13 protein-coding genes and 1 pseudogene are annotated in these 22,902 nt (G+C 34.9%); 11 read left to right on the top strand and 3 right to left on the bottom strand.

Features of this window, described 5'->3' with window-relative positions; all coding sequences use genetic code 11:
* Window positions 1-2: 2 nt before the first annotated feature.
* Together D2K40_RS06135 and D2K40_RS06140 are read right to left on the bottom strand one after the other, a co-directional pair.
* A complete protein-coding gene (locus tag D2K40_RS06135; RefSeq protein ID WP_117154001.1) occupies window positions 3-2,918 on the bottom strand; it encodes a glycosyl hydrolase family 28-related protein in 2,916 nt (971 codons plus the stop codon).
* Between the two features lie 52 nt (window positions 2,919-2,970).
* The gene (locus D2K40_RS06140; RefSeq protein WP_117154003.1) at window positions 2,971-3,906 is read right to left on the bottom strand and encodes an aldo/keto reductase; all 936 of its coding nucleotides are present in this window, start codon (window positions 3,904-3,906) and stop codon (window positions 2,971-2,973) included.
* 269 nt (window positions 3,907-4,175) lie between these two features.
* Between D2K40_RS06140 and D2K40_RS06145 the strand changes: the two genes are divergently transcribed.
* The 11 genes and pseudogenes from D2K40_RS06145 to D2K40_RS06195 all read left to right on the top strand — a co-directional run.
* Window positions 4,176-5,828 carry an extracellular solute-binding protein gene (locus D2K40_RS06145; RefSeq protein WP_373285559.1) on the top strand — a complete coding sequence of 551 codons (1,653 nt, stop codon included), beginning with the start codon at window positions 4,176-4,178 and terminating at the stop codon, window positions 5,826-5,828.
* Between the two features lie 263 nt (window positions 5,829-6,091).
* Window positions 6,092-7,936 (top strand): sensor histidine kinase, encoded by a 1,845-nt coding sequence (locus D2K40_RS06150; protein ID WP_117154005.1) that lies wholly within the window; start codon window positions 6,092-6,094, stop codon window positions 7,934-7,936.
* Window positions 7,933-9,459: a response regulator gene (locus D2K40_RS06155; protein ID WP_117154007.1), complete on the top strand. Its 1,527-nt coding sequence runs from the start codon at window positions 7,933-7,935 to the stop codon at window positions 9,457-9,459. Before D2K40_RS06150 ends, D2K40_RS06155 begins: the two co-directional genes overlap by 4 nt.
* 408 nt (window positions 9,460-9,867) lie before the next feature.
* Window positions 9,868-10,875, top strand: a complete 1,008-nt coding sequence (locus tag D2K40_RS06160; protein ID WP_117154009.1) for a LacI family DNA-binding transcriptional regulator — start codon at window positions 9,868-9,870, stop codon at window positions 10,873-10,875.
* Between the two features lie 89 nt (window positions 10,876-10,964).
* The gene (locus D2K40_RS06165) at window positions 10,965-12,341 is read left to right on the top strand and encodes an ABC transporter substrate-binding protein (RefSeq protein WP_117154011.1); all 1,377 of its coding nucleotides are present in this window, start codon (window positions 10,965-10,967) and stop codon (window positions 12,339-12,341) included.
* Between the two features lie 84 nt (window positions 12,342-12,425).
* Window positions 12,426-13,331: a carbohydrate ABC transporter permease gene (locus tag D2K40_RS06170; RefSeq protein WP_117154013.1), complete on the top strand. Its 906-nt coding sequence runs from the start codon at window positions 12,426-12,428 to the stop codon at window positions 13,329-13,331.
* Window positions 13,331-14,161, top strand: coding sequence for a carbohydrate ABC transporter permease (locus tag D2K40_RS06175; RefSeq protein WP_117154015.1), 831 nt, complete (start codon window positions 13,331-13,333; stop codon window positions 14,159-14,161). The genes D2K40_RS06170 and D2K40_RS06175 overlap by 1 nt, the downstream gene beginning before the upstream one ends.
* A 309-nt stretch (window positions 14,162-14,470) precedes the next feature.
* Window positions 14,471-15,805 carry a glycoside hydrolase family 30 protein gene (locus D2K40_RS06180; protein ID WP_117154017.1) on the top strand — a complete coding sequence of 445 codons (1,335 nt, stop codon included), beginning with the start codon at window positions 14,471-14,473 and terminating at the stop codon, window positions 15,803-15,805.
* Between the two features lie 435 nt (window positions 15,806-16,240).
* Complete coding sequence (locus tag D2K40_RS06185) at window positions 16,241-16,840, top strand: YesL family protein (RefSeq protein WP_117154019.1); 600 nt, start codon at window positions 16,241-16,243, stop codon at window positions 16,838-16,840.
* 272 nt (window positions 16,841-17,112) lie between these two features.
* Window positions 17,113-18,150, top strand: coding sequence for a LacI family DNA-binding transcriptional regulator (locus D2K40_RS06190; protein WP_117154021.1), 1,038 nt, complete (start codon window positions 17,113-17,115; stop codon window positions 18,148-18,150).
* 116 nt (window positions 18,151-18,266) lie between these two features.
* Window positions 18,267-18,392 (top strand): annotated as a pseudogene (locus D2K40_RS06195) (transposase); the annotation flags it as partial.
* 173 nt (window positions 18,393-18,565) lie between these two features.
* On the opposite strand, the gene D2K40_RS06200 reads toward D2K40_RS06195, so the two are convergent.
* Window positions 18,566-22,846 (bottom strand): carbohydrate binding domain-containing protein, encoded by a 4,281-nt coding sequence (locus D2K40_RS06200; RefSeq protein ID WP_117154025.1) that lies wholly within the window; start codon window positions 22,844-22,846, stop codon window positions 18,566-18,568.
* Window positions 22,847-22,902 lie beyond the last annotated feature (56 nt).

Consider the following 22,902-nt stretch of genomic DNA (forward strand, 5'->3'; position numbering starts at 1 on the left):
ATTTAATCCAAAACCATATAAAGAGAAGATCGAGCGGTTATATAAAGGGTACTATTATCTTTACCGGCAAGCAATACGCATGCGGGTCTCTCAGGAATTTCCATGTTATCAATAAGTTCACCCTTGGTATTAAATACATAAACATCTCCATCTGGAACAATAACATCTCCATTTGGCTTATTAACAGCGGTGTATTCTCCCTTTTCCACAAAGATTTGTGGTTCTTCCAAATACCCTTTTGTTGTTACTTCAAAACGGACTGTCCGTTTATAGTATTCGTCCACTGCATAAAACGGCTGACCTGGAAATGCCTCAAGTAAACAACATGCTCGCATTAGGTCGGACGTAACGGGTATGATTGTCACCCCATCTTTTGCCATAAAACACTCTTTTGGCTCTTCTACAGATACAGACAAGAAATCACCACTATCTCTCCAACGATTTGCAGGGTATAATGCCTTCGATACACGCTGAACCGATTTCATAGGAACTTTATCTAATATCTGCATACTTTCTTCTGGTCTGTTAGGATCAATTGAATAAACCTTTATCGTTGAACCAGTATTGTACCAGAAACTGTATGATGAACCTTTCGCATCTTCTTCCTTCGGATATACTTCCGGTTTCCCTTCAATAGTAGCCCCTTTTGATGGGGAATATTCTGCTACAACTAGAAGTCGGTCATCTTCATCACATGCAATTGATCGTGGACGGTGATGAATATCGGTAATCAACGTTAAACGCTTATGTTCGTCTGACCATTTATAAATTCGTTTCATACGCGAGTCAACAAAGAATACATTTCCTTTACTGTCTTTGCACATGGAATCGATAAATTCAAATCCACCTGCTAGTTTATGAACCTTCTCCACTTTTGAGATTGTTTTTGATCTTCTGTTATCTGCTCCTAAAAGTTTCAACCTACTAATTTGCCATGGTCTGACTTCTGTATCAGTAGTGACATCGTACAATAAATTATCAATTGTATATTTGACTTGGGTAAAATTATGAGTATTTAATAACTCTATATTGTTACAATCCCACGTTTTTATTGCATGTGGATAAGGCGTATCCAACCATATTGTCCTGAAGAAATATAAATTTGCAAAGAGGATATTGCTACAATCAATTAATTCAAGTGGTAAACAATCTGTACTTTCTGCAGCCTCTTCTTCAAATTGTAAGGCAAGAACATGCCAATTCGAAACATTTTTAAATTTTACTTCATTGCGGACATGATGCTCAACCGACATTGCATAAATAATCCCAGGTGTATCTGTATTAGAAACATACATCCCTGCCGAGGCATACGGACTAGCTGTCCAAATGTCTTTAAAGACGCCACCGCCGCCATCAGTCACCCAAAGGCTCCAATATTGCGAGTCCCATCTGCGATCGATGTTATAGTCTGCCGTGCGATCTGCATTATATAATGGTACTTCACTACCATCTTTACTCATCGCCCCATGTCCGCCGAGGAATTTCACATCATTCATATAGGAGTCTTTTCCAGCCATCCATTTACAGCCAACAGCTCTTGTGTTTCTGCCTCCAGTATCTAACCCAATTCCATACAGGATATTCGTACCATCTCTTGGTGCTTCAACAAGAGGTTTCGGTGGACCAAAACCACTGAAAGTCTCTGTGTTATCATGAAGGACTAGTTGTGTTGAGATTGGGTTTAATCCGATCAGAACCGAATCTTCCTTTAACCTGATAGTGTCTGATACCCGATACATTCCTTGTGGTAGATAAATAGTTTTATAAATGTCGATCGCCTGTTGAATCACCTTGGTATCATCGGTTATCCCGTCACCAACAGCACCAAGACTTTTTAGATTTATCCATTTGGACATTGCAGGTAAGGTAGGAATATTCGTTTTTATACATGGTGGATATGAGTTTAAAGGTAATAGCTCCTGAATTGTTTGTATCATCGCTGGAGAATCAATATCCTCCATATAGACTCCGTGTGTAAGTTGACTTACTTTATACATTTCCGATGGGGCATTAATTTGTTTCCCGCTTTGACGAAAACTAGCAAGCATAGGAACTTCTCTACAATAGGTGTTCTGAATGTTGATTTGTGTAAAACTATTTTGTTCATTACTAATAATGATTGCAGGACCAGTAACTTTTTCAAAATGACTATCTTCTATAAATAATTTTTCAAAATAACCATCAACCGTTTCAATCACTGTTGGTACATCTCTAATTACCATACGTGTAATGGTCAATCCAGCCTCTTTTGTTTGGATAGCAGCTTTCTTTTGCCCTTCAAAATATGTATCTACCATCATGAATGGCCAACCTGGTGACGTTTTATTTGTGTAAATACCGTAATTTCCACCAAAGAAGCGTACATCTTCTATTTCATTTCCCACATCAAAGATGCCTGCTTTGCCGTTTCCAATATGAATATCGACATGAGCAATAAAGGAATGTTGAGCAAAATGAGTTCTAAGTGCTACTGCTGCTGGATTACCATCTTCAATTCGGATATCAACATTAGACAATGCACTATAAAAAGTACCAGGATTCGCATCCTTAACCGGCTCTCCTGGTTTTGGGATAGAATCGGTGAACCAAAACATATAGTTGGCGCGTCCTTTATCCGTTATATTTTCATCCTGAAATCCTGGGGTATTTTCTCTAAGAATAATTAACGGACGTTTCTTCCCGTAACCTATCAAGCGAACTGCTTTTGGAATATAAATGGTTTTGCTTATTCGGTACTCGCCTTCTGGTATAAAGACAATCCCATAATTCATCGTTTCTTTCACTTTATTTATCGCAGATTGAATAGCAAACGTGTCATCAGCAATACCGTCTCCTTTTACATCAAAAAATTCTTTTGTAAGATAAATAGCTTGCGTATCTTCTACTCGGTCAGAAAAAAATGATTGGCTTATATTCACACTTAGTTCCTCCTTTTGCTTTCATTCGAATAGGAACCTCCCGGAAAAATATTTACCAAGGAAGGTTGTTATCTTTTAAGTGCTTCTCCCAAATCGCTTTTAATTGCTCTACTTCTTTTGCATCCATGCTTCCTTCACTTGCTGAGAAATTTTCTTGTAATTGTCGCGTACTTTTAGCACCAGGAATAACCGTGGACACTTGTGGATGCGCTAAGATAAATTGCAAGGCACTTTTTACAAGGCTTTGATTAGAATCTACGATATTTTTAATTTCTTCTAACATCATTGTTCTTCTCTTAATAATGTCAGGACTCCAACGACTCCTAATATCAGTAAAAGTACTTTCGGAATTATATTTACCTGATAACCAACCCGAATCTAATGGGACTTTAACAACAAGCGCTATATTTTTTTCATGAGCTGCTTGAAATGCCATAGCTGTCTCTTGATGAAAAATATTAAACATGACTTCGATTACTTGGCTATTCGTTGTTTCAATCACCTCAAACATCTCTTTACTTGAGTCAACAGATGCACCATAAGCAGCAATTTTTCCTTTTCTTTTAAGCTTTTCAAACACTTCGAAATGTTGACTATTTCCATTCAAGTTTTCAAACGGTGGGTTATGCAAAAGTACGGAATCAAGATAGTCAGTCTGTAATCGTTTCAAACTTCTATCAACTGACTTTTCGATTTCATTTGGATCAAAGTTAAGCTTATCGTTATCATGATGACCAAACTTTGACGATATGATCACCTTATCTCTTTTCCCTTTTAGTGCCTTACCAAGGATCTCCTCACTTTTTCCTAAACCATAATTTGGAGCTGTATCGAAGAAGTTACACCCTAGTTCCAATGCTTTGTGGACAATTGCAATTGCATCATTTTCAGTCATTGATTCAGAATCTCTCACATTCCCTAACTGCCATGCGCCTAGTCCTATTTCAGATACAAATTTACCAGTACTTCCGAATTGTCGTTGTTTCATTTTTTTCTTCCTCCTTTTAACCGTCTGTTGACCATTGTATTGAAACCGGTTTCAATACAATAAATTAATTATAACATTTTTTTAAAATTTGTTAAATTATAGTGTTTTAACTTTTTTCTAATAGAATCCTTTGCTTCAATCATGTAAAAAGCATCATCTATCAAATCTTAAAAGATGTATATAAATTATTTACTTGATAAAGTCGAAAAAGTCCAATGTTCAATTAATAGTTTTTACGTTATAATTATTGTATAAGTGAGGGATGTTATATGAGAATAGAGGAAACGATAAAAAGTATTATATTACTATTAGTGATTTCGATGAGTCTATTATTTGTAGCATGTGAAAAAAAGGATATTGATAATGAAAGCGTCTCCTCTCAAGATGAAGAGGAAACTATACTACTTAATCCAGATGAACCTGGTTGGAAGTTAGATACGTCTCCCATTACCTTTGATTGGTATGTGAACTTTTCCTGGTTTACAACCGAATGGGGTGGAAACGTTGTTTCGGATTATATAACGGAAAAAACTGGTATCAATGTTAACTTTATTACTCCATCGGGAAATGAAAACGAAAAAATGAACACGATGATTGCTTCAGGTTCCTTACCTGACTTTATTACGTTAGGTTGGTGGGAAGATTCGGCAAGAAAAATAATAGAAGGAGAACTTGTCTTACCATTAGATGAACTTGCAGAGAGCTATGACCCATATTTCTTTAATGTTTCAGATAGTAAGAAACTAGATTGGTATAGACAAGAAGATGGACATGTTTACATGTATCCAAACGCATCTTCTTCCCCAGAGGATTTTGAAAGATATAAGGATTTAAAGCCATCCAATCAAACATTTTTAGTGCGCAAAGATATGTATGAAGCGTTAGGTAAGCCGGACATGAGAACACCTGAAGGATTCCTTCAAGCATTGAAGAAAGCTAAAGAAATGTTCCCAGAGGTAAATGGCGAACCTCTTATTCCCATTGGTTTGCATGAGTTTACGGATGTTGGAAATGATTCCTTAGAAGCATATCTTCTTAATTTCCTAGCTGTTCCAATGCAGAAGAATGGAAAGGTATATGACCGGAGAACCGATAAAGAATATATAAGATGGTTAAAGACATTTAGAAAAGCAAATGAAATGGGACTTTTAGCAAAGGATATCTTTGTCGATAAGCGACCGCAAATGGAAGAAAAAATAGCAAAAGGTCGATACTTTGCTATGCTTTATCAGCGTAGTGATATGGAAGCACAGCAGCAAGCTCTTTATACAAATAACCCCGATTCGGTTTATATTGCTGTAGATGGGCCAGCAAACACTAGTCTTGATGCCCCAACTTTAGCGGCAGATGGTATTTCAGGTTGGACAATTACATTTATCTCCAAAGATGTAAAGGATCCTGAAAGAGCAATTCGATTTTTGAGTTATTTAATTAGTGAAGAAGGTCAAAAAGATGTGTTTCTAGGTAAAAAAGGAGTTACTTGGGATTATATCAACGGAAAAGAAGAGTTTTTTCCTGAAGTGTTAGAATTACTGAACTCTGACCGTGCAAAATTTGATGAAAAGTATGGAGCTTCGCATGCATATTGGATGCTAATGGATACCAATATGATGCTTCAATGGGAACCTGAAATTTCACCACCGCTAAAGCAGTTAGAAGATTGGACGAAGGGAAAGACCGTTAGCTTAAGTGAATTCGATGGTATTATCCCAAGAGGCACTTCGGAAGAAGGTATTTCTGCTAATAAGATAGAGAAGAAGTGGGGAGAAGTTTTACCAAGGTTGTTGTTAGCTGAGACAGAAGAAGAATTTGATAAGTTGTTTCAATCATTTTTAGAGACCCGAGAAGAAAATGGTTATGATTTAATTAAAGAATATATGCAGCAGGAATATGAGGAAAATAAAGCAAAGTTAAATGATTAATACCGGAGCGAAGTCTAACTCTTTATTTATCCCGCATTAACGGGCATTCCCCCCACTTCAAAACTTAGAGAAATCGAAGGAGTTTAAGTGGGGGCTAACTGCCCGTAAAAGCCCGATTCGTTCAACTAACCATCAGTGAGGGATGAAGAAAACCCTCACTGATGGAAGTTTCACTTTATTGTGGAATACTATCGCAAAGTAAAAGATGCTGGAGGTGAAATAATATTAGGACAAAGTGGAAGTATTTTTTTAATGAGGTAAGTTTGTATATTAGTAATATTTCCCTCCAAAAAAAGTTTGTGACTCTGTATGTCATTATTCTATTAGTTCCCGTTTTGATTTTCACATGGAATATCTCGAAACAATACTATGAGGCATCAATTCATGATGCAATTAGTGAGAATGAATATATATTACAGTTAGAACAGGTCAATATAGAAAATAATATTGAAACCATTCGCCGAACCGCTCAAATGGTAGTCGCAAATCAAGAATTTAAGGAGTTTATCAGACAAAAAGAAGAATACGATGTTAAAGGGCTGCTAGATTTTAAAATCAATGTTCTTTCAGATATTACGCAGTTAAAATATAATAATCCTAGTATAGAGAATATTCATTTTTTCACATCTAATAAAAATATAAGTGAAATGTGGCCAATAGTTTATGATGAGAAACGGATTGCAAACTCTGATTGGTATAAAAAACTTCTTGAATTAAATGGAAGAGAAATGTGGAGATTTAATCAACAGGGTCAGTATTTAGATAATGTGTATTCTAGTAAAATTGGACCGTGGAAGGCTTCATTGTATCGCCAACTTGAGTACCCAAAGGACAACCATTTAGGTATTATTGAAATCACTATGCTGTTAGAAAACTTTTTTCCTAAAATGTTTAGTGGTGTAAATAATGGTCAGTCCCAAATGCTTGTCATTGATGAAATGAGTAATGTTCATGTTAATCCAGCCGACACGTTATTAGAGGAACTTAATACTAATCCAGAAGCAATAAGGGATAATTTTTTTAGAGATAATAAAAACGATAGTAATCAGACAATGCGTTTCCAAAATAGAGAAAGGCCCTATTTAATTGTTTCCTCTTATGTAGAAGGTATTGATATGCATCTATTAAATGTTGTCTCTTTAAAGGATATATACGCGGAAAGAAATCAAATTAGAATGTATATTTTTATAGGAGCTTTTGCGTTAATTATAGTTCTGTCTTTGTTTACGCATGGCATTATTTCTTTAATACTAAAAAAGTTTCACCTTTTAATAGAATTGATGAAAAGAGTAGAAAAAGGCGATTTTACAGTTGATGTGGATATACGTGGGCATGGTGAGATAGGAAGATTATCGAATCATATTCGAAATATGCTTAGTAAAATAAATAGCTTAATCGCTGACTCAGTGAATAAAGAAGCAGCGACAAAAGAGTCGGAGTTAAAGGCATTAAAAACACAAATTGATTCTCATTTCTTATATAATACCTTGGAGAATATTAAAATGATGGCAGAGATCGATGGAAATTATGAAATTTCCGACACGATAACATCCTTAGGTGAAATGATGCGTTACAATCTTAAGTGGAAGAAGGACTTTGTTTCTTTACAAGATGAAGTAAACCACATAAAAAACTATATTGATATTATGAATGTCCGTTTAGATAATAAATTAAGATTTAATGTTGATATCCCTTCAAGATATTTAAGTCAGGAAGTCCTGAAAATGACCTTCCAACCTATCGTCGAAAACTCGGTGAAACATGGATTACTAGATGTTTTACATGAGAAAGACGGTATAATATCCATTAAAGTATTCTCCAACACTAAAGATATAATGATAGAAATAACAGATAACGGAGTAGGAATGGATAAATCAACACTATGCCAGTTAACTGCTAATCTCATTGAAGGAACAGAGGTGGAAGAGACTTCTAGCCAAATGAAGAGTGGTAGTGGAATAGGGCTATACAATGTACATGAGCGAATCCAATTACATTATGGAAATGAATATGGACTGAAAATTGACAGTGAGGAAGGAGAATACACTAAAGTTGTAGTTACCTTACCCTGTCTACTTCTTGAAGGAGGTGGAGGTTTACCCTCATGATAACTATATTAGTTGTAGATGATGAGCGAATGATACGGTTAGGGATTAAGGCAATGCTTGAAAGAAGATATAACTTCGATATTCTAGTGGCATCAGATGGGGTGGAAGCACTTGAATTATTAAAGGTTAGTGATATAAACATTGTCATAACAGATATTAAGATGCCTCGTATGGACGGAATTAAACTAATAGAACAAATGCAGCTGATGGAAAAAACACCTCTTGTTATTATTGTGAGTGGATATGATGACTTTTCCTATGCAAAACAAGCTATTAAATATCAAGTAATGGATTATATACTAAAGCCGGTTGACCGTAATGAATTGTTTAATATCATCGATCGTACTAAAGAAAAGATAGATGCAGAATTAGCGTTGCCAAAAGATATGGACGAATACCGAAACAATCAATTAAGTTATATGTTACTTAATCCAAGGATAAATGAAGAAGAAGTAGAAGAAATTTTTCAGAATCTTCAACTCTATAATTACCCTAATGGATTTTATGTTGGTGTCTTTCATTTTAGAGATGAGAAGGGAGTAATTCAAAAAAAAGAGCTTGCTAGTCAATTCAAAAAAACAATGACAGATAATAACGACCATACATTCTTTTTTCTGGACAGTGATGAAAAACTAACTGTCCTCTCTGAAGACGTAGGTATATTTTATCAAGTTTTAGAGGAATATAATTTGGATACACATTGCCCGTTAATAGTTGCAATAAGCAAAAGGCACACAGTTACTAGAAAATTCAAAGAGGCTTATGAGCAAGCAAAAGAAGCGTTAGCTTATAAATTTATCTATCCAAATCAAAATGTATTTACCTTTGAAGAAGTAGATAAAAAGATGGAAAATATCGATGTAGAAGAAAAATCTCTTCAAAAAATTTATAATATGTTAGGAACAGATAGAAATAATGAAATAAGGTCAACTCTATTAAACGTCTTTAATATAGAAGAGTTAAAAAACTATAAATTAACTTATGTTTATGCATTAAGTGATGCAATAAATAAAATTATTTTTGACCAAGCCTTTCGTGAGCTCGGTAAGGAATCAGTTGAAATTTTTCAACAATATGACGAGGTTGGTGACATAAATAATTTTGAAAGTATCAATGATTATTTTTATGCAGTGGAGTATTTAACGATGCATCTTCATGAGTTCATTAAAGAAATGAAATTAGTGTATTCTGAAGGAAGCATCATGGAAAAGGCAATAGATTTTATTCATGAGAACGCACATAAAGATCTAAATATGGCTGTTGTTTCTAATCATATATCCCTGAATTATTCGTACTTTAGCCATACATTTAAGGAGTATACAGGTGAAAACTTTGTTGATTATCTAAAAAAGGTGCGTATAGAAAAAGCAAAGAAATTATTGTCAGACTATGATAATAAAATTTTTGAGGTGAGTGAACTAGTTGGGTTTAAGAATCCAAAGCAGTTTTCAAGAGTATTTAGGGACATAGAGGGTGTATCTCCAAAGGAATTTAGAGAAAAATTAAAAGACAACATCAGGTAAGGTGTATTCTTTGTAAAAGACTACTATAGTATATTAAGAAGATGATTTCTGTATGGCCAGAAGTCATCTTCTTTAAATTTCATTACTTTAAAAAAAGTTAATCGTGTTTATCCCGTTCTTTTAATATAATAAAGGGCACTAATTTTAAAGCACCTAAAAATCCATCACCATAAGTGAAATTCTACACCTTATACAAAGTCAAAAGATTTAATAGAATGTAATTGTAAGCGTTACACTAATTGTTGGGAGGTGCTGAAATGGAAGTAAACATCATCTTAGATAACGCAAGAGTGATTAAAGAGTGAGATCGAAGCCATTGCTTTGCACCAACTGAAGGTAAATGAAAAGGGTTTCAGATTAACTTTTTCTTAACACGTAACGCTTTCAAGGAGCAAGAGGTGTATAAGTATGGTGACAATTTACGACATTGCAAAGAAAACGGGGGTTTCACCAACGACTGTATCTAAAGCATTAAATGATTACCAAGATATAAATCATTTAACAAAAAAGAAAATTTTAGACGCAGTTGATGAATTAGGGTATCTTCCAAACTCTCATGCTAGAACCCTAGCGACAAAGAAATCATGGATGATAGGTGTTGTCTTTGTAGAATCGTTAGGAATCGGCGTGAAGCATCCATTCTTTAATGCAGTAATTGAAAGCTTTAGGCAATGTGTAGAAGCCAATGGATACGATTTATTATTTGCTTCTAGGAGCATTAGCAATAAGCAGATAAGCTATCTTGACTATTTCAAATACAGAGGTGTAGATGGAGTTGTTATTGTTTCTTCTGCTTATGAAGATGAGCAAGTGCAAGAGCTAATGAACAGCGCATTGCCGTCCGTAGTCATTGATTTAATAAGTGACAATTCTAGTGTTGTTTACTCAGATAATATTAATGGAAGTAAACAGGCAGTAAACTATTTGTATTCGCTAGGCCATCGAAAGATTGCCCATATCGCAGGACATATATCCACTTTTGCAGGGGAGCAAAGACTTAAGGGTTACTTAGAAGGATTAAAAAGTCTACGCCTATCTCTGCCAAATGAATACACTGTGGATGGGGGATATTTTTCAAGAGAGAGTGGCTATGAAGCAATGACAAAGCTGTTGACTCTAAGCGATCGACCGACAGCTGTATATGCAGCTGGAGATAATTTGGCGGTTGGTGCAATCGAGGCAATTAAGGATGCTGGCCTTGAAGTGCCAAAGGATTACTCTGTAGTTGGTTTTGATGATATTGAACTATCTCAATTCATCGAACCTGGCTTAACAACACTTAGACAGAAAACGGACCTGATTGGAGAAAAATCAGGAAAGCTATTAATTAAACAAATCAATAATATGCAAAAAAGCAAGGATATGATCGTTGTTCCAGTTGAACTGATAACAAGAGAATCATGTAGAGAGATCTAGCTTTTAATAAAAACGAAACCGGTTTAGGGAAGCTAGTTAGAATTAGATCTTTTAGTATTATCATTATAAAATTATTAGGAGGCAACACAATGAAAAAAGTATTAAGTATGTTTTTACTTATATTACTAGTAGGAGTAATTGCTGGGTGTTCAGATGATTCTTCTACATCAGACAATGGTAATAACACTGATAACAACACTAACACTGAAGAAAACAATGAAGAAAAAGATTATTCAGGTGAGGTATTAAAGGTTTGGTCTTTCACAGATGAATTAGAAGACCCTATTACGACATTTGAAGAGAGAAATGGCTCGACTGTAGAGTTGACTATTGTTCCAATTGCGGACTACCCAACAAAACTTAGACCAGCTCTAGAAAGTGGAGTAGGTGCTCCTGATGTATTTACAGGAGAAATTGCATTCTTGAAGGAATGGACTGATAGAGGTTATTGGGAAAACCTATCAGCTGATCCTTATAATGTAGATGAGTGGGAAGACGATTACGTTCCTTATGTGTTTGATTTAGGGAAAGATTCTGAAGGAAATGTTAGAGCATTATCTTGGCAGACAACACCAGGTGGTATCTTCTACCGTCGTAGTATTGCAGAAGAAGTACTTGGTACAGATGATCCAGCGGAAGTTGGAGAAATGATGTCTTCTTGGGATAAAATGTTTGAGACTGGAGATAAGTTGAAGGAAGCAGGATATCGTTTATTCCCAGATGAGGGTGCGATTCGTTGGTTCTCTAAAAGTGAAGATCCACAGCCATGGGTGAATGAAGATAATGAATTAGTTATGACAGAAGCAAAGCTAAATTATTTCGATCATGCTAAGACACTACGTGAAAAAGATTATACAGCATTTGCTCCAGAATGGTCACCATCTTGGTTTGCTGCAATGGATGGCCCAGTTGCCTATAATGGTGGATGGGATGAAGTAGATTCAGAAGCATCTAAAGACAATCAAACAGAAGTATTCTCTTATGCTCTACCAACATGGGGATTACACAGTGTACTTAAACCTAACGTAGAAGAAACTAATGGCGACTGGGCTGTTACATCAGGACCGGCACCATACTTCTGGGGCGGAACTTGGGTAGGAATTTATAGTGGTTCTGAGAATAAGGACTTAGCATGGGAATTCGTAAAAATGATGACACATGATGAAGAGTTCTTAACAGATTGGGCATTAGAAACAGGAGATGTTTTATCTTACCTACCTGTTACAGATGAAATTAAAGGTGATTTCAGTGAGCCATTCTTAGATGGACAAAATAACTATGAGTTCTTCTTAGAAGAATCTAAGAAAATAGAGCCAGGTATTGTTACAAAGTATGACCAGCAAATTGATACATTACTAGGTTCAAAAGTAATAGATTATGTAGATGGTAAGGTAACAAAAGAAGAAGCACTTGAAGAATTTTATAAAGCAGTAAAAAATGCTTACCCAGAGATTAAAACACCATAATAAGTATAGCAGCTATAAAGAATGGGATAGAAGTTTCACATTCTATCCCCTTTTCTTTTAGTATAAAGAAAGAAGGAGTGCTTTATGAAAAAACTAGATTATAAAGGGTACTATTTTATAGCACCATTTTTTGCTATTTTCCTCACATTTAATTTATACCCTGTTTTATTAACCTTTTATTATACATTTACACATTATGAAGGCTATGGAGAACCTCAATTTCTTGGACTAGACAACTATGTTCGTATTTTAACGGATAGCTATTTTTTAGAAGCATTCATTAATACTTGGCAGATTTGGGGGCTAAACTTCGCTCTTCAATTAGGTATTGCTTTATTCTTAGCTGCTCTATTCTCCGATCTTCGAATAAATATTAAAGGGCTTGGATTTTTCAGAGCTATATTTTATTTGCCGAATTTAATTACGATTAGTTCAGTAGCAATCCTTTTTAACATTATGCTTGATTGGCATTATGGTTCAGTTAACCAATTCTTATTAAAACTTGGAATAATTTCTGAGCCAATTAACTGGTTAAATCAACCGTTTACAGCACAAGCATCGGTAGCATTAATCTTAACTTGGATGTGGTTTGGCTATACCTTTATTGTACTAATGGCTGGTGTAGCTGGAATTTCAAAAGAGTATTATGAGGCAGCTTTAATTGATGGTGCGAATAGATGGCAAACGTTCATTTATATCACTTTACCTCTACTAAAACCTATTATGCTATACATCATGATTACATCACTTATCGGTGGTCTGCAATTGTTTGACCTGCCAATGTTGTTGACAGATGGTCTAGGAAGTCCAGATGGATCATTAAATACAATGGTTTTATATCTGTACAATCAAGCGTTTAGGTATGGGAATTATGGATATGCAGCTACTATCGCTTATATGTTGTTCTTAATCACGGTTATCTTCTCGGGAATTACCTTTAAATCGATGTATCGTGAAGCAAAAGTAACTAAGAAAAGAGGGAATAAATAATGCAAAACAAAAGACGTCCTACCAAAACAATTATATATTTACTCCTAATTCTCTTAGCGATTATTAGTTCTGTTCCTTTTTACATGATGATCATTAATGCAACGCGTGACACGAAAGACATTATCACGGGCTTTACCTTTGTACCAGGAAGTTCATTGATCGATAACTATAATACGATGATGGGTTACGTTAATATATGGAATGGTTTTAAAAATAGTTTAATTGTTGCCGTTTCTGTTACTGTTTTAAGTGGATACTTTTCTGCTTTAACTGCATTTGGTTTTGCGGTATATAATTTCAAAGGAAAAAATCAACTTTTCCTTTTCATGTTATTAATGATGATGGTCCCAGGGCAGTTAGGGCTAATTGGGTTTTACGAGCTGAATAAGACATTAGGATTGCTTGATACTTTTATTCCTTTAATTGTGCCAACGATTGCTAGTCCATTTGTGGTCTTTTTCGTAAGACAATATTTAGCGACAACTTTACATTCATCTTTATTAGAAGCAGCTCGTATGGATGGAGCAAGCGAGATGAAAATCTTTCATACTATAGCATTTCCTATTATGATGCCAGCTGTTGCAACGATGTCTATTTTTACGTTCATTGGATCTTGGAATAACTATATCTTGCCTTTAGTTATCCTATTTTCACCTGAAAAATATACATTACCAGTATTAATGGGCTTCTTAAAAGGTTCTCAAGTTGCACAAAATCTCGGTTCGATGTACCTGGGGATAGCAATTTCTGTAGTTCCAATTATGATTGCATTCCTGTTCTTCTCTAAATATATTATTACTAGTATTGGGGCCGGATCAGTTAAAGGCTAAATAGTAAGCAGCTGTTAAAGAGAAGCTAAATTTTCTAATAGTTTTATTTTTGGTATGGATGGTAACTTTTCTTTAATTTATTAGATGGGTTAAAGAAGGAGAAGAACTCCTTCCATACCGGACACTTTATTTGAAGAATGCTAGTAATGTATTCGAATAGGATACAGTAGAATTAGTATAGTTTCATAATCATCACATGGTCTAGAACCTCTCCTGAAGAGAATGAGAAGACATTAGAAAAAGTATTATTTTATAAACAAGAATTACGAGCAATCGATACGATCCTAGCGTAAATGAAGGAGGGGTAATATGAAAGTAAAAGTATTTCAAACGACAAAGGATACGAATGATCGTTTAACAGAAAAAGAAAGCTTACCTTTAGTAGATGAAGTGAAAAATGATGTACCTACTTTAACGGTATCACCAAAAGAACGTTATCAACCAATAATGGGTTTTGGTGGTGCATTTACAGAGGCAGCAGCATATACGTTATCAAAGATCTCGCCAGAAAAGCGAATGGAGATTATTGATAGCTATTTTCATCCTGAGAAGGGCTTAGGATATTCACTAGGGAGAACACATATCCATAGCTGTGATTTCTCTTTAGGTAATTACACATATGTAGAAGAAAATGATGAAAATCTTCATACTTTTTCCATCGAAAGAGAACATCGCTTTGTTATTCCTTTTATTCAAGATGCTGTGAAAGCAAGAGGGGAAGAACTTACGATTTTATCCTCTCCTTGGAGTCCCCCTGCGTGGATGAAGACGAACAATGAAATGAATAATGGTGGTAAGCTTTTACCAGAATATCGTGAAGCCTGGGCGCTTTATTATAGCAAGTATATTAAGGCAATGGAGGAGGCAGGTATTCCGATTTGGGGTGTAACGGTTCAAAATGAACCAGCTGCAACTCAAACATGGGATTCATGTCGCTATACGGCAGAAGAAGAAGGAAATTTTGTACGTGATCACTTAGGACCAACTCTTGAAAAAGAGGGCTTAGAGGATAAGAAGATTATCATTTGGGATCATAACAGAGATATTGCATATGAACGAGCGAAAACGATTCTTTCTGATCCTGAAGCAGCTAAATATATATGGGGAACAGGTCTTCATTGGTATGTTAGTGAAGAATTCTCTAACTTATCCAAGATTCATGATGAGTTTCCAGAGAAGCATTTAATTTTCACAGAAGGATGCATTGAAGGTGGAGTACAGCTCGGGGCATGGCATACTGGAGAGCGCTATGCACGAAATATAATTGGGGATCTAAACAATTGGTTAGAAGGTTGGATTGATTGGAATCTTGTTTTAGATGAGCAAGGTGGTCCTAACCATGTAGGTAATTATTGTGATGCTCCAATTATTGTGGACACAAATACAAAAGAGGTTCATTATAATAGCTCTTACTTCTATATTGGTCACTTTAGTAAATTCATTAAACCTAATGCAGTAAGAATTAAGCACGAAATGGAGCATGATTTCCTTCAAATTGTTGCTTTTGAAAATGAGGACAAGTCTATTGTAGTTATTATCATGAACGAGACAGATGAAGCTACAAAAGCAAATGTGGTATTGGAAGGACAAGCATCTTCTGTAGACTTTCCTGCACATTCTATTTCTACTTTAGTTTTTAATTGATAGCTAGATAAATAAGTACCCAATCTAATTATAGAATTGGGTACTTATTTTAAAATATTTTATAAACAAATTGAATCACTAATAGCATTAGAGATTCTAAAACAGTTAGCAGGCAATGAATGCTGTTAGAACGAAATAATGCTATAACAGAAGGCATATCAATGGTTAACAATTCGGTTATATTTTCTAAATAAGGTTACTTTTTAAACGTAAAATCGACCATAATTGTCGATTAAGTGAATATTACTTTAAAGAGTATGGTAGAATTAATAATATCTCTGTTCAATCAGCAAGTAATACATAAGATGATTCATTTCTACCAAAGTTCAAAGCACTTCCGCATAATTATTAAGTCGAAGAGCATTGAAATAAAAACATTCAAGGTTTAGATATTTATTTACATAACAATAATAATGATTTTGAGGAGATTTTCAGATGATATTTTACCAACTACAAAAATCACTAGAAGTTATAACAGCATTCATTTTTCTTAATTTACTATGGGTTATTTTTTGTTTACCTTTAGTAACCATTTTCCCTTCAACCACTGCTATGTTTAGTGTTGTGAGAGAATGGAAAAAGAGTGGTGTTAATTTTAATGTTGGTAGAATATTTATTCTTGAATTCAAACAGAACTTCAAACAAAGTTTTATATTGGGAATCATTTGGTTTATATTTGGTTTTATATTAGCAATTGACTTTTATTATATGATAAATTTATCATTTTTTGGTAAAAGTGTTGTTTTGGCTCTATTAACTTTTTTCGCTTTTATTTATTTAGGAATGAGCATCTTTATATTACCTATAGTGGTTAATTTTAAACTTTCAATTAAGGAAATACTAAAGAATGCATTCCTCTTTTCAATTGGAAGATTAGTTACAACAATTTCATGTTTAATCATAATAGCCAGTATAGTAATTATCGCTCTTTTGATTCCATTAATAATATGGGTGATTGGAAGTACTATTGCATTTTTAGTTTACACAACTATAAGTAAATTAAATAAAGATTTATGGACAGCTGCAAATAATTAAATTTATGAGTTGTATTTAATTATTATCATTGTTTATGTGCTTATTTTTTATAATTTATATATAGGAACAATAAAAAGACTTACTTTTACTAAAGTAAGTCTTTTTGTGTTAAAGATAATAATTTGTGAAACTTGATTGATGCCTAGATAATTATTTTAATATGGTTTATTATTAGAAAGTAGTATAATAATAGTATTGTCAGTTTATTAGAACTATATATTTGATGATCTATTAAAATTATGATTAATAGCATGGGCTGGAGAGGAATCGAAATGAATCTTACTATTAGTGATATAGCGAAATTAGCAGGTGTATCCAAAGCTACAGTTTCTAAGGTAATAAACAACTATCATGGGGTAAATGAAAAAACAAAGAAGAAAGTTATTGATATTATAAATGATACGGGTTACTCACCAACTTTCTCGGCTAAGTCTCTTGCTACAAAGAAATCAAATCTCATTGGTGTGATCTATGCGGGAAAAATTGATGTTGACTTTACGCATCCATTTTTTAATAAAGTAATTTCTACATTTAAAAGAGAAGTGGGTTTATTAGGATATGATATACTGATGTTCGCAAATGAACAATTTAAGCAGGATGATGGTAGCTATTTAGATCGTTGTCGACACTTTAGTGTAGACGGTTGTCTAATTATTGCTGGTGATGAGATAGAAGGAACAATAGATGAACTAGTAAAAAGTGAAATTCCATGTGTAGGAATTGATATAGAGCTTAATGGTCCTAATTCATGCTATGTAACAACCGATAATGAAAAACTGTCTGCAAAAATTGTTGAACATTTTCACAAAAATAATTTTAGAAATATTGCCTATATTGGTGGTGGGAAAGATTCTTTTGTTTCAACTAGCCGAAAAAAAGGATTTATTAAAATGATGAATCACTATTCGCTACCACTAGTTGAACATTGGATTGAGTCTGGTGATTTCTTTGATAAGAGTGGCTATCAAGCGATGAATAGAATATTAGATCAGAAACCATATCCACAAGCAGTTTTTGCGATTTCAGATTATATGGCGTTAGGTGCTATCAAAGCAATAAATGAGCGTGGATTAAAGGTACCTGAAGATATAGCAATTGCAGGTTGTGATGAAATAGATGCAAGTCGTTATAGTAGCCCTAATTTAACAACGATGAGTCAAGATAAAGAAAAAATCGGGAAATTATCTGCAAAAATGTTACAAGATCTAATTAATGAATGCGAGGTAGAACCATATTTCGTGGATTCAAAACTAATTGCTCGTAAATCGTGTGGAAGTGAAATAGGAATAAATGAATTGAAAACGTTATGACATTAGATTTTGTTTAGATTAGTTCAACAGTTGATACTAAAATGAACCATACACACTACAACTTATCTGATTGTAAAGAGTTTATATAGTCTTAGAGCAGTTTTAATACAGTACGTAAGCAATTACCTTATATAAACAATAGTTTTAACTACATGTACAATAATGGCCGTATAGAAGCCATTAATGATAAGGTTAAAATAATTAACTGCGTGGCATGTGGATACTTAATTTTAAAGATATAAACCAAATCCTACTATCCTAAAGCTGTCTGTAGGAGAGGGGACAAAAAACATTCAATACAAAACAAATCACGCTCCAAAGCAGTCTGATTGCTTTGGAGCGTGATTAAATGGTCATTTAACATAAAACCGTGCCACCAAAAAAATGGTACGGTTTTATGTTTGTTACTTATAACTTAGACTGTTGTTTCTTTTTTTCTTCTTTGGTAAAAGAATAGAGCAAGTCCTGTTATTGCTAGTAATAAACCTACTAATAACAGATTAAACATTGAAGTTGCTGTATCTGGTAATTCACTATCCTCGTCAGTTTCAGAATCTTCTGTTGCTGACTCATCACCATCTTGATCACCAGACTCATTACCGTCTTGGTCACCAGACTCGTTACTATCTTGGTCACCAGATTCATTACCATCTTGGTCACCAGATTCATTACCATCTTGGTCACCAGATTCATTACCATCTTGGTCACCAGATTCATTACCATCTTGGTCACCAGATTCATTACCATCTTGGTCACCAGACTCGTCACCATCTTGATCTACTGGTTCTTCACTGGTTGTGCCCAATACTCCATATGTTGAGAAGTGTGTAACTGTTGCAGTTATTGTATTTGTTTCAGGATCAATAACCCCACCAATTTTTTCCCATTCATTTGTTGTTTCGTTGAAATAGTAAATTGCTACATCTTCAAAACCGTCTTCATAACCTAAAGTTAATTCAAAGTCTCCCTCAAATCCTTCATCTACGCTAAGATTTACATCAATTACTTCCCCAGCTTTATTATGACCTTCAGGAGTATTAACTATATCTTCTACTAAATCAATTGCAACTGTTGTATTTTCTGGTAGGTTAGTTGGCATCTTAATTGAAGCTTTACTATTACTTAAATTAATTCTGTTATTCTTCGCTACAGGAACGTCAGTATTTTCTTCTACCGCTACCGGTACTACTTCCTCAACTTCTACTAATCTTACGTTGTCGATTAGCATTGTGTATGGAACAGCTAATTCTTCAGCTGCTTCATCTCTTCCTAATCCTAACATCAAGCTGTAATCACCAGCATCATTTACTTCAATGATAGCTTCATATGTTTCCATAGTATTATTTACATTGAATTGTTGAATTGCTACTCCTGAATCTACTAATTCTAAACTTACAAGACGGTCATGGTCTGATTGCATATCAAATGCAACCTTATAGGTTCCACTTGGGACTGTTACGTCTTGTAAAAGTTGAATTTGCCACCAAGCCCAACCGACTTGATTGATCTGTGCATTAACTACTCCGTCAATAACAGAGAAATCTGCTAGACCTGCCCAATCCTCATGGTTTCCTTGATTGAAAGCATTCCATAGTGCAGGGTTATCTACACTAGCAACCTCAGTAGTCGTATCAAAAGAACCATCAACAACTAAGTTTTCTCCTACTTCATTCCACTCTTTATCAGATGGATCTGTCGGTTCTTCTGGTTCGGATGGTTCTTCCGGTTGCTGTTCGCCCTGACTACCACTTAGAACTTCTTGAGCACCTTTAACTTCTAGTCTAACGTTATCAATAAAAATGTCATGTGCATCTTCAATGCCAACTCCATCAACTGCACCTAATAGGAATTTAAATGCAACTGTGTCAGTATTTGGCATTTCAAACTCATAACTAAAGGTTTGTAACTCTTCAGTTAATTGGACAATACCCTCTTGATAACGATTATAAGCAGCGTTCTCAATTGAAAATTCTAGCCCACGATCCATAGAAGCACTTGCATCAAATTCTACAATATAAGTCAACCCTTCTTCTAAAGTAAGATCTGATTGGTAAAATTGTACACCCCATGATTCGGTTCCAGTGTAATCAACAGCTATCTTAGCCTTTCCATCTTCTTCTACAATACTTGCACCTGCATCACTTGCATTTACATCATCATGAACATAATTTTCCCAATTTTCAATACCTGCACTGAAATCACCATTAGTTAAAGGGAAGTACTTTTCTCTTTCATCTTTAACTTCAAGCTTTACATTGTCGATAAAAATGTCATGTGCATCTTCAATGCTAACTCCATCAACTTTACCTGCTAAAAACTTCAGCCCGATTGTGTCTGTTGTCGGCATTTCAAATTCATACGTAATCGTTTGTACATCAGTTGTTACATCTACGATATCCTCTAGGTAACGGAAATATCCTCCTGCTGCACCGTTGTCAATAACTAATTCTACTTTTCGATCCATAGATGCGCTAACATCGAATTCAATAACATATGTTAACCCTTCAAATAACTTAAGGCCTTCTTGTGAAAGTGAAATATCCCAAGGGTTTGCACCGTTATTTTCAACAGTAATTTTTGCTCTACTATCTTCTTCTGCAAAAGTTGCTTTTGATGTACCATCATATTGACCTTGATAATGTTCAGTCCAAGAGTCTAGCCCATTTGAAAAATCACCATTTTTCAGTGGGAAAGCCTCTTCAAGTGTTACTCCCGCGTTATTGTTCGTTGTGCGAATCATTTGTACATTATCAATAACTACATCACTTGTATTTCCACCTAGTAAGAATACTAGTTGTCCTTCTAAATCTTCTACATCTGGCATGACAAAAGTCATTTCTTTTGCTTCCATAGTTGTTGATAATGAAACTGTTTGATTATCAGAATAATTTACGTCGCCTTCTTTGCTTAGGACTGCAACTTCGATGTCTCTTCCTTCTGCCGCTCTAGCATCAAAGGTTACTTTATACTCATCATTTGGAAGTAGATTCATTCCTGTTTGTACTAGTTCAATAGCATCTGAAGTAGAACCACCATCAGTAATAGCTACCGCAAGTTCTCTTGCCTCTGGGTCAACTGAAGCAGAAGCATCTGCGCTTTCTGTTAATAAATCCCAGTATGTCATACGGTCTATATTCCCTTGATCAAATGTCCCGTTGTATACATGATTTCCATTGCTTAAAGGTTCTTTTGGAGCATATTCATCATAAGGGTCTACAGCAACAGTTTCTTCTAACTTTGCATTTCCAATCCAAACTGGGTTTGTATTTAAGCCCATATTTAACTCTAAACGAGCAAGTGGGTCTGAATCTTGTTGCATTTGAAAGATTAATTCGTACGATTGAATCTCATCTGTTAAATTAAAATCAGTATTTGGAGAGTAAGCCACATATCCTCTGTCAGGTCCTCCACCAATCTTCACATTTAAATTTCGATCTGTAGTTGATTTTGCATCAAAGCTTAACTTATACCATCTTCCCTTTCCAACAGTCACATTTTGAATTAATTGAACTGAGTAGGGTTGATTGCCGCCTTCAGTGATATCAACTTTAGCAAATGAATCACCATTGATGTCTTCTACCGAAGCAGAAGCATTTCCGTTGAAATCGGGCATATACACTAAATTCCAATAGTCATAATCCCATTCATCATCACCAGTTGCTATTGTTGTAAATCCATTGTCATATGCTGTATCATACAAATAGTTTCCGTCAATTGCTTCTTTTGCATCAGTTGGTAATTCTTCAGGTTCAAATACTGGTTCAGCTGGCTGTTGGTAGTCGCTATCTGTTAGTTCATAAGCCCTAACATAATCAACTTTTACATCGCCAGGAATTGGAGTAGTCTCATCTGGACCTCCGCCATACCACCCACCAATTGCAAGGTTTAAAATCATAAAAAATTCTTGATCAAATGGAGCTGGGTATGCAAATTTCGCTGGATTCCCTTTGCTCGTAGTATTCCAGTTATTTAAAGTTTGATAAAGGTCACCGTTTACATACCAACGAATTTCACCTGGCTCCCATTCAACAGCATAGACATTAAAGTCAGTAATGTCTTGTCCATCTGGGAAATGATAATCTTTCGCTGTGTACGTGTTGTTTGGCCACTGTCCACCGTAGTGAATTGCGCCTCCAATATGACTTAAGTTAGAACCACTATTTTCCATGATATCTATTTCACCGGATGCTGCCCAACCACCATACACATCATCTTCTGGCATCATCCAGAAAGCTGGCCAATATCCTTGTCCTTCTGGTAAGGCCATTTTCGCTTCAAATCTACCATACTTTTGACTAAACTTTCCTCTCGTAGTGATTTTCCCTGAAGTATAGTCATACTCCCCGTGTTCATCACTTGATGTTTCCTCACGCGCTTCTAAAACTAATTTCCCGTCTTCAACACTAACATTATCTTCTTGATAATTTTGTAGTTCTTCGTTCCCCCAACCGGGTGTATATGTGCCATCTGCTCCTACAAATCCATTACCTGTATCGTAAGTCCATTTCGACTCATCTAATGTATCACCTTCAAATTCATCAGACCAGCTTAACTTCCAATCAGGTGAATTAATAGCTGATGAATCAGATGAATTATCAGCTGTTTCATCTATCGATTCCTGTGCACTAGTAACAATACTAAAATTTGAAGTTATCAATAAAAATATTAAAAAAACACGAACCCACTTTTTATACAAATATTTCCCCTCCAGTGTAAAATAATTTCATTAGTAGAGCTTTTTAAATATACTTT

The sequence above is a fragment of the Paraliobacillus quinghaiensis genome (assembly GCF_003426025.1).
Lineage (GTDB): Bacteria > Bacillota > Bacilli > Bacillales > Amphibacillaceae > Paraliobacillus_A > Paraliobacillus_A quinghaiensis.

What these genes read in the sequence shown, in the direction of transcription:
- D2K40_RS06185 (WP_117154019.1), top strand. Translation starts at nt 16,241, where the DNA reads ATGATATTTTACCAACTACAAAAATCACTAGAAGTTATAACAGCATTC.
- D2K40_RS06190 (WP_117154021.1), top strand. Translation starts at nt 17,113, where the DNA reads ATGAATCTTACTATTAGTGATATAGCGAAATTAGCAGGTGTATCCAAA.
- D2K40_RS06140 (WP_117154003.1), bottom strand. Translation starts at nt 3,906, where the DNA reads ATGAAACAACGACAATTCGGAAGTACTGGTAAATTTGTATCTGAAATA.
- D2K40_RS06155 (WP_117154007.1), top strand. Translation starts at nt 7,933, where the DNA reads ATGATAACTATATTAGTTGTAGATGATGAGCGAATGATACGGTTAGGG.
- D2K40_RS06175 (WP_117154015.1), top strand. Translation starts at nt 13,331, where the DNA reads ATGCAAAACAAAAGACGTCCTACCAAAACAATTATATATTTACTCCTA.
- D2K40_RS06145 (WP_373285559.1), top strand. Translation starts at nt 4,176, where the DNA reads ATGAGAATAGAGGAAACGATAAAAAGTATTATATTACTATTAGTGATT.
- D2K40_RS06180 (WP_117154017.1), top strand. Translation starts at nt 14,471, where the DNA reads ATGAAAGTAAAAGTATTTCAAACGACAAAGGATACGAATGATCGTTTA.
- D2K40_RS06160 (WP_117154009.1), top strand. Translation starts at nt 9,868, where the DNA reads ATGGTGACAATTTACGACATTGCAAAGAAAACGGGGGTTTCACCAACG.
- D2K40_RS06165 (WP_117154011.1), top strand. Translation starts at nt 10,965, where the DNA reads ATGAAAAAAGTATTAAGTATGTTTTTACTTATATTACTAGTAGGAGTA.
- D2K40_RS06170 (WP_117154013.1), top strand. Translation starts at nt 12,426, where the DNA reads ATGAAAAAACTAGATTATAAAGGGTACTATTTTATAGCACCATTTTTT.